The organism is Bacillus sp. ILBB4 (genome assembly GCF_035064545.1).
In the GTDB taxonomy this organism is placed as follows: Bacteria; Bacillota; Bacilli; order Bacillales; family Bacillaceae_H; genus Priestia.
In genome coordinates, this window is record NZ_JAIQVD010000002.1 from 423,873 (window position 1) to 437,472 (window position 13,600).

Sequence of the window (13,600 nt, forward strand, 5' to 3'; positions counted from 1 at the left end):
AGATCCGAACGGTGAATTCAGATTCTTGACTGAGAATCAACTCCATTCGGATTTTTTCATTATGATGGTGAACTAGATTTCATGTAGCTGTTTCTAGCTGTTGATTGAAGGGCAAGGCGAAGACTCCTGCGGGAAAAATTGATGTAGTTATGTCTCAATCTCTTTGAATTCACCCCCGGTTTGAGCTTTTTTTATGAGTTTCTTGGGAAACACTGATAGAATAAGGAACGTAATAAATTTGTAACACTCTTATCACAGCAAATTTTTCAGAGAAAGGAATTTTCAAGAAATGATCAAATTATTTGTAAGCGACTTAGATGGCACTCTTTTACACGAAGAAAAATACGTAGAACAGCATAATGCAGACGCACTTAGTGAACTTCAGCGCCAAGGAGTAGAGGTTTGTCTTGCTTCTGGACGAATGGATACGGAAATTTTAAAAATTTCTACTGATATTAACAATACATTTCATCGCATAAGCCAAAACGGAGGATTTGTGTGGACCAAAGAAAATCAAGAACTTCATGGAAAAGTGTTTGAAGATGATTTAGCGGTTCAACTTTATAAAAAAACGATAGATCCTAACCGTATTACGCTTGTCTGTTCAAACGACACCAATTATGTAGAGCAGCGAAATGAAATTATTGAAGCAATTGAAACTCACATGTTTTTCCCTATCGAAGAACAAATTGAAATGACAGATTCATTTGGTCACGCTCTTTCTCCATCTAAAATCACGGTTCTTGGAGATCATGATGAAATGGTAGCTCTGCAAAAAGAAGTGAACGAAGAGTTTGGTGATTATATTGATACATATATTTCTGCCAAGCAGTGTTTGGATATTATGCCTAAACATATCAGCAAAGGAAATGCCATTGAAATTTTATTAAATCATCTTCAGCTAAAACCAGAGGAAATTGCATGTGTAGGGGATTCATTTAATGATATTCCTATGTTCCAATTAACGCCGAACAGTTTCGCTATGGCTACAGCTCCTGAAGCTGTTCAGCGCCACGCCTCTGCTATTGTGTCATCAGTTAGTGAAGCAGCGCGTATTGTTTTAGAAAAAAATAAGCAAACAACCTAAAAAAAGCGGTCAACGTTTAAATTGACCGCTTTTATCTATTTAATAAGAAAACGGTAGTTATTTTTTTCGTAAAGAACGAAAAAATTCACCTAAGCTTTTTTGCTTCCCATCTGCATGCTCTCCGTGATTAACCAAGCTGCTGATTCTTTCTCGTCGAACAACAACCATAATAAGAGTGGCAAAAAAGATAATGGAAACGGCAATGACAACCAGTGCAAGAACGGATGCTACAATAGCTTCAGAAGTCGTTAGTGACGATAGCATCTGCCTCGTACACCTCCATTTCGTTTGTGGCGAAAAGGAGCCTAGCAATTAGAAATGCAAATAATCTTTTTTCTCAGCTTGATGCATGTTATTATACACCATTTTCATTTTAGAAGCTGTAGCTTTTAAAGACGTAGACGAATCCACATCTTCGGCTAACATAATGTTTACTAAGTCAACCACAGAACGAGACAACAACTCTACATTATTTTGCAACTCTAATTCGTCATAAGTCGTACGGTCTTGAAGACGAAGTCGAATAATTTCATTTGCTAGCTCCCTAACACGCACTAATTGTTGATGTTCTCCCATAGTATCTCCGCCGCAAGAAACTTATAATCAGCCCTTTTATTGGCTTTTATAAGAGCTAGAAATCCCTGCAGCTTACCCCTCCTTATAAAGATGCCTAGCACATCTTTATGTAAATCACACTTTCACCTTGTTTACATGTATATTCGCTATAGCTGGTTCTTTTTCCTTTTGAAATTAGCAGCCATCGTCAACGACCTTCTTCGTTTATCGTTCAGATTTCAAATTTTTAAGGATGTGATATACGAAAATTAAAACGCCAATAGCCGTAAGTGTTGCTCCTGCTGCCACTACGGGTGTAAAAGCTTGGTTTTCTAGTACGATCATGAAAAATAAACCAATCATCATGACCGGTAATCCTATATTATGCAACCATACGTGCAGTTTGGCTAATTTACTTTCGCTAAACGCAGGAAACAAATAATAAATAATTCCCGCTAACGTAAGCGATGTCCATCCTAATAAATTGATATGCACGTGAACAGGTGTCAAAGCGTAGCTGTGAACAATTGACATATAATACCCCAATATGATGCCAATTCCAAAATAAACGGCTGATATTTTAATTAATTTAATTCCCATCGTTTTCTCCCCCTTATATCCCCCTCCGACTTCTGTACTACTTTACGCAGGAAACGTCATTTTAGAAGCGGCAGATTAGCCAAAGGACACGAAATACGGAGTATGATATCTAAAAAGAGGATTCTTTACCGCAAACACAAAAAACAGCTGAGCAAAAGTACTCAGCTGTCTATTTTAAGCAATATAATGCAGCACAAAATTCAAGAAAAACAACAGCGCGCTTACATACATAAACATCGATACTTCACGCATTTTACCAAGGAATAATTTAAGCAGTGGATACGCAATGAACCCAAATGCAATTCCATCAGCAATGCTGTACGTGAGAGGAATAAGCGCAATAATTAAAAATGCAGGGAAACCTTCTGTTAAGTCCTGTAAATTGATGTTTTTGATATTTTGAATCATCAATGCTCCAATAACAATAAGAATAGGTGCAATAGCACTATCTGGAACCAGCTTGATAAATGGAATAAACAGAAGTGAACTTAAAAATAAAACTCCTGTAATCAGCGATGTTAAACCCGTTCGCCCTCCAGCTGCAATACCAGATGCTCCTTCTACAGAAGACACCGTTGGACTTGTTCCAAACACGCCGCTTAGCAAAGCTGAGGCGGCTGTTGCTTGAAAGGCCCGCGGAAATTTGCTATCTTGATTCATCATACCTAGCTGACCATGCAGCAAACCGATATTTTCAAAAATCAATACCATTGTTAATGAAAAGACAGCTGCCCAAAACGCAACGTCTCCAATAGCTCCAAAAGACAATGTGCCAAAGCTGCTAAAGAAGTCGTTCACGCTCCCAGCCGACTGTCCTTTTTCTGCACCGCTTCTTACACCAAGTAAGAAGGCAAGGACTGATCCAGCAATCATGCTTAACAAAAAGTTACCTTTCACATTTCGGATAAACAGTACGATTGTGATAATTAACGTCAACAGCGTACTGATCACAAACGGATCTGACAAGTCTCCAAGTGCTACAAAAGTGTTTTCGCTTGGAACTACAAGCTTCCCTTTTTGCAAACCGATAAATGTTAAAAATAAGCCAACACCGACTGTTATCGCTTCTTTTAGCGAATGCGGAATCGAAGAGACAATTTTGGCAGACAGTCGTGAAAAAGCTAATGCTATAAAAAGAAAGCCGGATATCACTACTGCTAATAACCCTTCTTGCCAAGATAACCCCATTGATTGAACCATCGTATACGTAAACAATGCATTAATCCCCATACCTGGCACCAGGATGAGAGGCGCATTTGCCCAAAAAGCCATAATAACACAGCCTACAAAAGCCGAAGCTACTGTTGCGAATATTCCTGCTTCAAGCGGAATACCGGCATCAGACAAAATGGTTGAATTAACAGCAATAATATACACGATGGAAAGAAATGAAATGACCCCAGCTAAGCTTTCTTTTCCGACAGTTGTTTGGTGGTCGTTTAAACGAAACAACTTTTCAAATAATGCGTTCAATCTAATTTCCTTCTTTTCATCTATCCCTCGCCCACCCAGTGACCAAAAATGCCACCGAAGTTATTATAGCAAAATCAACAATTGTTGCAAGGAAAACTTGTCTCCTTTAGCTTAAGCGTTCATTCCTTATTTAAAACTGTTATCATTTTCTAAACGTAACGTCTTGCATTCATTCTATATATACCTTGGACTGGACATAATAAAAGAGCGCTTTATCAGCGCTCACTGTTTTAATAATAATAAGGATAATATGGTGGGTACGGCGGATAATATGGTGGTGGATAACCGTAATAACCTGGACCTCCTAGTGCACTTCCAAGAACTAATCCTCCAAGAAATGGAGCTCCAAAGCCCCAACCCCAAGGGCGACCAAAGCCAAAGCCGAACCCCGGACGGCCGAAGCCAAAACCAGGACGACCGAAACCAAAACCTGGGCGACCGAAACCAAAACCTGGGCGACCGAAACCAAAACCTGGGCGACCAAAGCCTCCAAATCCTCCAAAACCACCGAATGGTCTTCTTATGTCATTAATATCAAATTCTTGCATGATACATGCCTCCTCAAATTATATTTCATTCTCTTTATTACATATGTTATTCACCTACTTCTTGCATAGGCAATCGCCTCTTTTTTTGTGATTTCTTAAAAAATATTCCTTTTCTACCACCTCATTAGGATTAAACAAGCGTACAAACATATATTTTTTAAGGCTTTGAAACATACTACATGTAACTTATGTAAAATAAGAGAGATGAAACGAGAAATGCACCTTTACAATTTTCAGCACCTGCTGCAATGAGGAATAAACATAATATGAACGCATAAAAAGAACGCTCAACAAAAATGTTGACCGTTCTTCTTATGAAAATACATAGCGATTTTTTATTAATTTATCTGACCCTTTGCTTGACCGTATATGCCCTAAAGCTATATAATCCCCTTTTTATACAATGCGCTTTGAACATAAAATCATAGGAGCGTCTCCCCAAACGCTGCTATGTATGTATATCTGTAATCGCTTACAAACCTTTAATAAAAAACCGATGTGATTTTCTATCTATTTACATTAAACAATATTTCAGGCTAAATTTCAACACATTTTTTGTTTTTCTTTGTACTCAGCAAAAAAACAGGTGATATAGCACAGTGATTTTCCTTTTTTCCTAAGCCTTTTACTTATAGCCATAATCGTTTATAGTTTATAACGAAAGGAAGTGACGCAATGTCTGATCAACTAGAAGAATACTTAGAACGAGGAATGTACGGAGCAAAGGAAACAAAAAGAGACGAAAGAAGATATTTCCTAACTGCTCTACGTGAAAATATTGAAATTGCGCTAAAAAAAGGGCAAGTCATGAAAAAGGATGCAGCAAAAATAAAGCCTCTTTTAAAAAAAGTGAAAGACGGTCATTTGTTTTTAAATGGCTCCTTGTCTTATTCATACCTCTCCCCCTATATTCAAGCGGCTAACCAACATAAAGTGCCTTTTACTATCGTTCAGAACTTAGAAGCTGATACCGATATTGGTCTGGTTTTAACAGGTTCTGAAGGCAGTTTGGAACGAGATATCTTTTTAGACTAAAAAAAGAGCCAGAACGGCTCTTTTTTATTTGGCAAATACATGATGATCAATTGTTTTAATTACAGCACGTGAACGAATCCAGTTATCGGTAGCTGTTTTTGGATTATAAAAGTAAATGGAATCGTCTAAACGATCTTTTCTAGTCAATGCTTGCTCTACTGCTTTTTTCGAATCTTCTGAAGCAGGTTTGTTAATTGATCCGTTTTGGACCGGTGAAAAAGCGTATGCTTTTCCGACAACTTGTTTAATAACTCCTGTTACCGTATCTGGAAACTTCGGAGAATCTACACGGTTTAACACCACTGTTGCTACCCCTACTTTTCCTTCATATGATTCGCCTTTTGCTTCAGCTTCTACTAAGCGAGCTAATAAATCTTTTTCACTTGCAGAGATCGAAACTGCAGGTGTTTCCTGCTCTGCGGGTTTTGCTTCTGGCTTAACCGTATTAGCCGGTGCTGCCGTTGAAGGTTCCGTTGTTTCAGCAGCCAGCACTTTTGTCTCACTCGGAATCGCTAATGTTTCACCAATATAAATCATATCTCCTTGACGATTGTTTATTTTTTTAATATCGTCAATTGTTACACTATATCTTTTACCTAACTTCCAAAGACTATCGCCTTTGACTACTTTATAATTAGTTGCAGCCGTAGCTGTTGCATTAAAACCTATAAATGAAAGAGTAGCTAAACAAGCTACTACCATTGATTTCATATAACTATGTTTCATAGGTAATACCTCCTGAAATTTCGTATGGTATTACTCTATCATAGCTATATAGGGGTTTCACAGAACGATTCAGTTACATTTCTTTAAGTTTGATGAACAAAATTACGTTCGAAACACAATTATGACATTGTACCTTGTTTTTTGTCATAATCACGGTAATTTTTCTAAAATGCAGGTATATTTTCCCGCTTTATTTCAGTTTAATCAGAAATTTCTTCATTTGTTTTTCCCTTATAATTCTTATGATAAACATTTAAATTCATCTACTTTTACACAAAAAAGCTGAATGTTGTAATCAACATTCAGCTCTTTTTAATCTTCGATCTCAATTTCTACAACATCATAGAAATCAATCACTAGCTTAGCACCCGTATCATCCATAAACGTAAAGACGTCTTGATCATCTGATAAATGTATCACGTATCCGCTCAACTGCTGTTCACTGTTGTCGTAAACAGTAGTAATTAGAATTTTTTTATGATCTACATATGCTTCTTCTAATAACGAATGGAGGTCATAGTCCCCGTCATCTTCGGGCCGGTTCGTTAACAGCATCCCATAAGTCGTCATTCCATTTTTATCTTTCCATATATGATCTGCAAAATAAAAAGGTGCTGTACTTTTTCGAAACTCATCCATAATATCCCTCCTATAACTAAACACGTTTATTCGCTCTTACCGTACGTTACTAAATAAACGCACAAGCACTTGTAACAGTATATTCTCTACTGTACAGGCTCATACATCCATTATATAAGGCATAATCAAATAATGCCATCATTTCGTTTAGCTCCTAGGAATTTCTAGATACGTATAGGTGAAATCTCCACCGCGTCCAGCTATTCCACGAAAATGTTTGAAATCAGGGCGATTTACTAAAAAAGGGCGAAAAGCAAGAAAGTCTTCTTTTTTAACTTTAATTTCGGTTACTTTTCCTTCACTTAACTCATTCAACATGTTTATTGCTGTTTGTTCATCCATTCAGTTTCACCTCGCTTTTAACTGTTCAGCCAATTTTGCAGAGATGCAAATTGAGCTTCTGCTTCTTTATATCCTTGGTTGTAAAGAGCGTCGAGACGCTCACGATTCTTCTCAATTCGCCCTACTACAAGAGGGGTTTGCGGACGAATCACAAAGATATTCCCCTGTCTTTCCTGTTCTTCAATATATGACAATGTTTCATTATACAATTTATAGCGGTTCTCAAGCGCACGAGTCAGCCCATCATAATTACGGTATTTGCGCTTCAATAACCAAAGCATATTTGATTTCTTTTTTCGATATCCTTCGTTTCGCGTTAGCACAACAATATTTTTTCTATATCCATCCTGCACTGCTTTTTTGATTGGAATCGGATCACTGATTCCTCCGTCTAACAGCTCTTTTCCTTTATATGTAACGACAGGTGCTAAAAATGGAAGGGAACTAGAAGCGCGAACCGCTGTCAAAATGTCCCGGTCATACTCATCAAAATAAACGGGTTCTCCCGTCACGCAGTCCGTTGCTCCTACTACAAGCTTCTCTGTACGCTCAGCAAATGCCTCAAAGTCAAATGGAAGAAGCTGATTAGGAATTTCATCAAAAACGAAATCCATTCCAAATATCTCTTTTGTTTTAAAATAATTTTTCCACGACAAGTAGCGAGGATCCTCTAAAAAATCTAAATTAGCTTTGCGACTTCTTCCTATTTGTCTAGATAAATAAGAAGTGGCATGACAAGCGCCGGCTGAAACGCCAATTACATACGGAAGATACAGATTTCTTTCCATAAAGTAATCTAAAACTCCAGTTGTATAAAGGCCTCTCATACCGCCTCCTTCGAGCACGAGTCCAGTATCTTTCAATTTCTACACCTTCTAATTCTTATAATTTATGACAAGATTATACTTCGTTTATTATAACGAAAGATGAACAAAGATGGAACTGTCCTGCTTCTCTCTTTCGTTAAAGCTACCAATTCCTTTTATTTCTCAGCACATTTTACTTATTTTTTCAATTTTATTTTATATTTTTTCAAAAAACCCTTTACTAATTCCCAGTTTTAAGGCAAAATTGTAAAAAAGAAAACGCTAACTAGTTTTACTATTTTTAAAATTAAAATTATTTAAAAAATTTATAATGAACTAATTTAAAACAAAGGAGCGATGAATCATGAAAATAGCAGAGGTAGGAAACTTGATAGAATTTAAAAATGGCTTACAGGGCATTGTCGAAAAAGTAAATGAAAACTCCGTGATTGTAGATTTGACTTACATGACAAACTACCGCGATTTAGACTTAGAACAGCGAACTGTTGTCAACCACAAAAACTACACCATCATTAATCCAGCTATGTAAAGGAAAAAAGCAGCCGGAAAGCAAAAGCGGTTGCTTTTTTATTGATTTTGAAAGAATTGATTCTTTTGTTCTTCTGTAATAATCCCCAGCTTATACATAAGGTAAATATACTGTTGCACCTTAACATCCTTCGAACTTTTTTTCACTGTACTCCCTCTTTTCTAAAATGTTTCTTTATACAATAATATATGGTTAAGATAAAAAAAGTTTCCTTAAAGAAACAAAAACAGGCCCCATTTTTTCTTGAAAGGGGCTTATTTTCGTGTGACAATAAGAACAAGCTACTACTATCTTCTTACCGAAAGGAATTACTAGCATGTTTGATACTGTATTGTTTATCGTTGCTCTTATTGTCATTCTTTTTTTCATCGTGCAGTTCGTTTTTAAACGCAAACAAACTTCAAATAAAAAAACATCCGTTGAACCCATGAATTATGCCGAAGAAGATTCTAACTCCTACACAAGCTGGAGTGAATCTGCTTCTAACCACGATCATGATGGCGATGGAGATAGCGGTGGAGATGTGGATGGTGACGGAAGATAGAAAAAAAGCCCCTTCTTATGAAGAGGCTTTTCTTTATTTTGATAATACTCGCTTACCGTTGGTAAACGAATAATAGCATTCACCTGTATAAATGTCTTGGCTTTCATGTACATGAACGCCACATTTATCTTCAAGGGCAGCTTTCATCATCGATTTGGCTACGTTATACGCTTTAATTGGACGATACTTTCTCCACTTTCCTACAAGGCAAAATGAACACGACTTTAACGTGTATCCCCCAATCTTTTCAAATAGGCGAAACTCTTGGCGCTTTCCTAATAATAACGATGGGCGGAAAAAGTGAGTAGAACGGATATACAAGCTTGCGATATCTTCTTCTACTTGCCCCTTTACTTTACTGTAAAAGAATGGCGAACGAAGATCAGCACCAATTGCTGTAATCGTTAAAAAGTTTTTGCAGCGATATTTTTCTGCACATTTAGCCGCTTTTAAAGGAAATTCGTAGTCCACTTTAATGAATTTCGCTTTTGTTTTTGCTTTTTTCATTGTCGTGCCTAAACAGCAATATACATCATCAACTGCAAAGCATTCTTCGTGCTTATCAAGCTCTGAAAAATCAATTTCAAGCTGACGTAGCTTTGTGTGTTCGATTGGTAGCTTTTTTCGAACAAACACTGTCACATGGTTATATAAGCTGTTGCTTAATAACATTTTTAAAAGTTCTTGACCAACAAGTCCGCTTGCACCTAATACTAATGCTGATCTCTGTGACATTCTTTCACCTTCTCACCTGTTGTTTTTGCAATGGAAAACAGGTTGCATACACAACCTGTTTGTTCGAATTAACGATTATCAATTGTTTCTGGGTATAAATCATGATTCATCAGGCGATAATTAGCCATTTCTTCATACTTCGTACCGGGACGGCCATAGTTTGTATATGGATCAATTGAAATTCCGCCGCGTGGTGTGAATTTTCCCCATACTTCAATATATCTTGGATTCATCAGTTTAATTAAGTCATTCATAATAATGTTCATACAGTCTTCATGGAAATCTCCATGGTTACGGAAGCTGAACAAATAAAGCTTTAACGACTTGCTTTCCACCATTTTTTCATCTGGAATGTAACTAATATAAATGGTTGCGAAATCCGGCTGACCTGTTTTTGGACATAAGCTCGTAAATTCTGGACAGTTGAATTTCACAAAATAATCACGATTTGGATGTTTGTTATCAAATGCTTCTAGAATCTCTGGTGAATATTCAAACAAATAGTTTGTTCCTTGATTTCCAAGGAGTGATACACCTTCTAATTCTTCATCTTTTCGACCGCTCATTTGCATTTCCTCTCTTTCTACGATTGTCATTCTAACAGCGTTTTTTTATTTTGTATATATCTGTTTTTATTTTTCTTTGTAAATTTTTTGCTATGCGCTTACACGCCTCGTTTATTTCCCCAAACAAGGGCGTGAACCTGCGGCAGAACTCTTACATCGTTCATGTTTTTAGCTGCCACTGCCTTATCGATTAACCACTCATACTTTTTAAGCAATTCTTGTGTTAACGACGCATTATCGATTGTCGTTAAGTCCTCGTTGCCTACCTGAACAAAAAATGGAACCTCAGGATAACGTTCATGAACAGAGGCTGCATACTCAAAGTCCTCATCATTAAATACAACGACTTTTATGCTTATATGCGCCATGCGTTTTTCCTTTATTAATGTCTCTATAATATCGTCTAATACGGAGAAATTTGTTTTCATTAATGAACTTGGAGGCTTAGGAGAAATCGTTAAATCATCGATTTTTAGGAACCAATCCTGATAACGGCTTCCCTGTGTTTCAAGAGCTGCTTTTACCCCATGACTGTGCAAAAGCTCTACAAGTGAACCAATCGCCTTGATAAGCGCAGGGTTTCCTCCAGAAATGGTGACGTGATCAAAGCACTCTCCTCCAATTTCTTTTAGCTCCGTCCAAATTTGTTCTGCTGTTAGCTGACGAATATCGTTTTTAGCAGATCCATCCCATGTAAAAGCTGAATCACACCAGCTGCAGGAATAATCACAGCCCGCGGTACGAACAAACATCGTCTTACGTCCTACAACCATTCCTTCCCCTTGAATCGTTGGTCCGAATATTTCAAGTACTGGAATTGTATTAGCCACGTTTTTTCACCTTCTTTGGGCGGTAAACTACGTAACTTGTCGGCGTTTCCCGCACGAATACTTGTACGCAAGAAGGCTTATTTGGTAGTGTGTCTAGATATTCTTGAACCAACTCATAAATTTTACGAGCAACAACTTCAGTTGTAGGAAAATCATTTGGATTTTCTTCGTTAAAGATAGAATGATCGTTCAATAATGTATGATCAAATTGACCAGAAACAATTTTTTTCAATAGCGCAAAGTTTACTAAAAAGCCCGCTTCGTCTAATGTATCTCCGGCAACAGTTAAGTTTACAAAATACGTATGTCCATGAACTTGACGGCATTTTCCTGCTTCTGTGTGAGGAACAAAGTGTGCCGCAGCAAACTGCATATCTTTGTTCAGTTCATATTCATAGTCATGAAATACTTGAGGATACATTTGTTGCAGCATTATTCCTCTCCTCCTTCTTTTGTTTGCATGTATTGATCTAACCCGCGTTTTCGCAATTGACATGCGGGACATTCGCCGCATCCATCAGCAACAATACCGTTGTAGCATGTTAATGTTTTTTCACGCACATACTCAAGCGCCCCTAGCTCATCCGCTAACGCCCACGTTTCTGCTTTATCAATCCACATAAGCGGCGTATGAATCACAAATTCAAAGTCCATTGATAAATTAAGCGTGACGTTTAACGATTTTACAAATACATCTCGACAGTCTGGATATCCCGAAAAATCAGTTTCACAAACGCCTGTTACGATATGACGGCCTCCGCTGTTTTTAGCCAGTACGGCTGCAAATGATAAAAATAACAGATTGCGGCCGTCCACAAATGTTGTAGGCAACTCTCCTTCTTTTTGCTCGATCTCAATATCATCTCGCGTTAAGGCATTTGGTGCTAATTGATTTAAAAGTGACATATCTAGTACGGTATGCTTCACACCTAAATCAGCTGCGATAGCTTTTGCTACCTCTATCTCTTGACTATGACGCTGACCGTATTGAAAAGTAACCGTTTCTACTTCTTTAAAGTTTTTCAAAGCCCAAAATAGACATGTTGTACTATCTTGACCTCCGCTAAATACAACAATAGCTTTTTCATTTTTCATCATTATTGTTCGTCTCCTTTTTGATTGAAATCAAAAGAAGAAGAAACTTTATTGAACCGTTCGTTCCCTTTGTGACTAATTTTATAACACAAAAAAGAGACTGCTCTTTTCCAGCAATCTCCCTAAAAAGCAACTAAGATACACGTCCTCGCCAGCATACACGTCAAAAAGACGCGTTGATAGAAAAGCACGTGAAAGAAGACACGCTAAAACCGTGTCTTTTGTCATCAACGATGATCTTAGTTTTTTATAGAGGGAGTTTTCGAACCTCTCCCGTACATATACAAACGTGCACGGAGTTTCTTCTTGAATTGTCCTCGTATTATACCACATGCGTATAAATAATGCTATGTTTGTTGGCTTCTATCGCCTTTAGCTGCCTTATTTTTCTTTATATAAGAAAGCGCAATAAATAACAACGGAAAACAGACGCTTAGTACAAATAAATAAAACGGCCAGTAATATTTTTCAAAATAATTGAAGTACGCTGTATTGGGAATAATGTAATACGCCACGCCTGTAATAATTAGACCTAAAGGAAAGCTTAAAAAATTGCGCACCCGTAAATTACACAGTTGGACGATACTTAACTGAATAGCATAGAACACAATGACAACTTTAAAAAAGATAGATAACATCCAAATAATAGCTACTAATACTTCAACATGCTGAATCGTTGCACCTAACGAAATCATTTTTCCTAATAAATAAACTGGGTAGCTGTGCATCGATGCAATATTAGCGCCAAGAGCTAATATACAAGCCGCAACTGCAATCGTAATCGTCAAGCCCGATGCGACAGTGCCGATAACAAACATTCTTTTTACCTTTTTTCCACCTTTTACATGAGGCGTAATCATTAGAATAAAAACCAATTCCATAAACGGGTTTCCTAAAAAATAAGTGGTCCCTAATACTAAATCACCCATGCTGAATTCAAAAAAAGGATAAAGACGATCAATTTTCATTTGAGGAATATTTAAAACAATTAACAATAAAAAGGGGACCACAATCCACGGCAAAAAGATTTCCGCGGTTCTCCCTACCACTTCAATACCTAGATACCCTCCGTATATAACAGCTAAAAGAACAAGCGCATGAATCCACGTAGGCAGCGTTTCAGGGACAATTTGAGTCGTCATAAATGTACTGATGTCTCGAAGCGAAAACGTAGATTGAATGAACATAAAGAAAATGTAAATAAGAGAAATACACGTTCCGGCATAACGACCTAGCGCCTTTTTAGCTATTTGAATGAATGTTTGCTGAGGGTAACGCTGAATCAGCCATAAAAGCACCGCAACGATTAAAAGTGCAAAGCCAATAGCAAGCACACCGCAAAACCACGCATTTTGTCTATTCGTCTCTAATAATGTAGCCGGAACTGCCAAGATGGCGCTTCCGATACAAAAAACATAAATTAGAAAAAGAAATTGTTTCGGACTAATAAATTCTTTTATTTGCATCAT

At 37.3% G+C, this 13,600-nt stretch carries 19 protein-coding genes and 1 riboswitch; of the genes, 4 read left to right on the forward strand and 15 right to left on the reverse strand.

Translation table 11 applies throughout. The annotated features are described in order from the left end of the window. Positions 1-289: 289 nt before the first annotated feature. Complete coding sequence (locus LAV82_RS08405) at positions 290-1,087, forward strand: Cof-type HAD-IIB family hydrolase (RefSeq protein ID WP_029325097.1); 798 nt, start codon at positions 290-292, stop codon at positions 1,085-1,087. 57 nt (positions 1,088-1,144) lie between these two features. Here the strand turns inward: LAV82_RS08405 and LAV82_RS08410 are convergent, their stop codons facing one another. From LAV82_RS08410 to ymaG, 5 genes are all read right to left on the reverse strand, one after another. Beyond that, entirely contained in the window at positions 1,145-1,351 is a 207-nt protein-coding gene (locus LAV82_RS08410; protein WP_013055999.1) for a hypothetical protein, read from the reverse strand. A gap of 48 nt (positions 1,352-1,399) precedes the next feature. Then, on the reverse strand, positions 1,400-1,663 hold the full coding sequence (locus tag LAV82_RS08415) for a hypothetical protein (RefSeq protein WP_013055998.1): 264 nt from the start codon (positions 1,661-1,663) through the stop codon (positions 1,400-1,402). 204 nt (positions 1,664-1,867) lie between these two features. Then, positions 1,868-2,242 carry a cbb3-type cytochrome c oxidase subunit I gene (locus tag LAV82_RS08420; protein WP_029325096.1) on the reverse strand — a complete coding sequence of 125 codons (375 nt, stop codon included), beginning with the start codon at positions 2,240-2,242 and terminating at the stop codon, positions 1,868-1,870. Positions 2,243-2,416: 174 nt separating this feature from the next. Then, a complete protein-coding gene (locus LAV82_RS08425; RefSeq protein WP_013055996.1) occupies positions 2,417-3,715 on the reverse strand; it encodes an NCS2 family permease in 1,299 nt (432 codons plus the stop codon). Positions 3,716-3,945: 230 nt separating this feature from the next. Beyond that, on the reverse strand, positions 3,946-4,263 hold the full coding sequence (ymaG, locus tag LAV82_RS08430; protein WP_499715871.1) for an inner spore coat protein YmaG: 318 nt from the start codon (positions 4,261-4,263) through the stop codon (positions 3,946-3,948). A 675-nt stretch (positions 4,264-4,938) separates the two neighbouring features. Here ymaG and LAV82_RS08435 point away from each other — a divergent pair. Then, the gene (locus tag LAV82_RS08435; RefSeq protein WP_014461047.1) at positions 4,939-5,298 is read left to right on the forward strand and encodes a YueI family protein; all 360 of its coding nucleotides are present in this window, start codon (positions 4,939-4,941) and stop codon (positions 5,296-5,298) included. A 24-nt stretch (positions 5,299-5,322) separates the two neighbouring features. Here LAV82_RS08435 and LAV82_RS08440 read toward each other — a convergent pair whose 3' ends face one another. The 4 genes from LAV82_RS08440 to LAV82_RS08455 form a co-directional block, all read right to left on the reverse strand. Further along, the gene (locus LAV82_RS08440; RefSeq protein ID WP_053487018.1) at positions 5,323-6,024 is read right to left on the reverse strand and encodes a cell wall hydrolase; all 702 of its coding nucleotides are present in this window, start codon (positions 6,022-6,024) and stop codon (positions 5,323-5,325) included. Between the two features lie 312 nt (positions 6,025-6,336). Beyond that, positions 6,337-6,663, reverse strand: coding sequence for a hypothetical protein (locus LAV82_RS08445; protein ID WP_013055991.1), 327 nt, complete (start codon positions 6,661-6,663; stop codon positions 6,337-6,339). Between the two features lie 147 nt (positions 6,664-6,810). Next, positions 6,811-7,005, reverse strand: a complete 195-nt coding sequence (gene ykzS, locus LAV82_RS08450; RefSeq protein ID WP_013055990.1) for a protein YkzS — start codon at positions 7,003-7,005, stop codon at positions 6,811-6,813. 17 nt (positions 7,006-7,022) lie between these two features. After that, on the reverse strand, positions 7,023-7,868 hold the full coding sequence (locus tag LAV82_RS08455; RefSeq protein ID WP_499715872.1) for a patatin-like phospholipase family protein: 846 nt from the start codon (positions 7,866-7,868) through the stop codon (positions 7,023-7,025). A gap of 307 nt (positions 7,869-8,175) precedes the next feature. Here LAV82_RS08455 and LAV82_RS08460 point away from each other — a divergent pair, with 307 nt between their 5' ends. Together LAV82_RS08460 and LAV82_RS08465 are read left to right on the forward strand one after the other, a co-directional pair. After that, the gene (locus LAV82_RS08460) at positions 8,176-8,361 is read left to right on the forward strand and encodes a YkvS family protein (protein ID WP_013055988.1); all 186 of its coding nucleotides are present in this window, start codon (positions 8,176-8,178) and stop codon (positions 8,359-8,361) included. A gap of 316 nt (positions 8,362-8,677) precedes the next feature. Beyond that, on the forward strand, positions 8,678-8,905 hold the full coding sequence (locus LAV82_RS08465) for a hypothetical protein (protein ID WP_499715873.1): 228 nt from the start codon (positions 8,678-8,680) through the stop codon (positions 8,903-8,905). Between the two features lie 33 nt (positions 8,906-8,938). Here the strand turns inward: LAV82_RS08465 and LAV82_RS08470 are convergent, their stop codons facing one another. The 6 genes from LAV82_RS08470 to LAV82_RS08495 all read right to left on the reverse strand — a co-directional run bounded on the left by LAV82_RS08470 (position 8,939) and on the right by LAV82_RS08495 (position 13,600). Continuing rightward, positions 8,939-9,640, reverse strand: coding sequence for an NAD(P)H-binding protein (locus LAV82_RS08470; protein WP_013055986.1), 702 nt, complete (start codon positions 9,638-9,640; stop codon positions 8,939-8,941). 68 nt (positions 9,641-9,708) lie between these two features. Then, positions 9,709-10,206 (reverse strand): preQ(1) synthase, encoded by a 498-nt coding sequence (gene queF, locus LAV82_RS08475; RefSeq protein ID WP_013055985.1) that lies wholly within the window; start codon positions 10,204-10,206, stop codon positions 9,709-9,711. A gap of 98 nt (positions 10,207-10,304) precedes the next feature. Then, a complete protein-coding gene (queE, locus tag LAV82_RS08480) occupies positions 10,305-11,036 on the reverse strand; it encodes a 7-carboxy-7-deazaguanine synthase QueE (RefSeq protein ID WP_025749424.1) in 732 nt (243 codons plus the stop codon). Beyond that, a complete protein-coding gene (gene queD, locus LAV82_RS08485) occupies positions 11,029-11,469 on the reverse strand; it encodes a 6-carboxytetrahydropterin synthase QueD (protein ID WP_013055983.1) in 441 nt (146 codons plus the stop codon). Before queD ends, queE begins: the two co-directional genes overlap by 8 nt. After that, the gene (gene queC, locus LAV82_RS08490) at positions 11,469-12,131 is read right to left on the reverse strand and encodes a 7-cyano-7-deazaguanine synthase QueC (protein ID WP_013055982.1); all 663 of its coding nucleotides are present in this window, start codon (positions 12,129-12,131) and stop codon (positions 11,469-11,471) included. Before queC ends, queD begins: the two co-directional genes overlap by 1 nt. 233 nt (positions 12,132-12,364) lie before the next feature. Then, positions 12,365-12,408: riboswitch (PreQ1 riboswitch) on the reverse strand. A 70-nt stretch (positions 12,409-12,478) separates the two neighbouring features. After that, positions 12,479-13,600, reverse strand: coding sequence for a GerAB/ArcD/ProY family transporter (locus tag LAV82_RS08495; protein WP_029325092.1), 1,122 nt, complete (start codon positions 13,598-13,600; stop codon positions 12,479-12,481).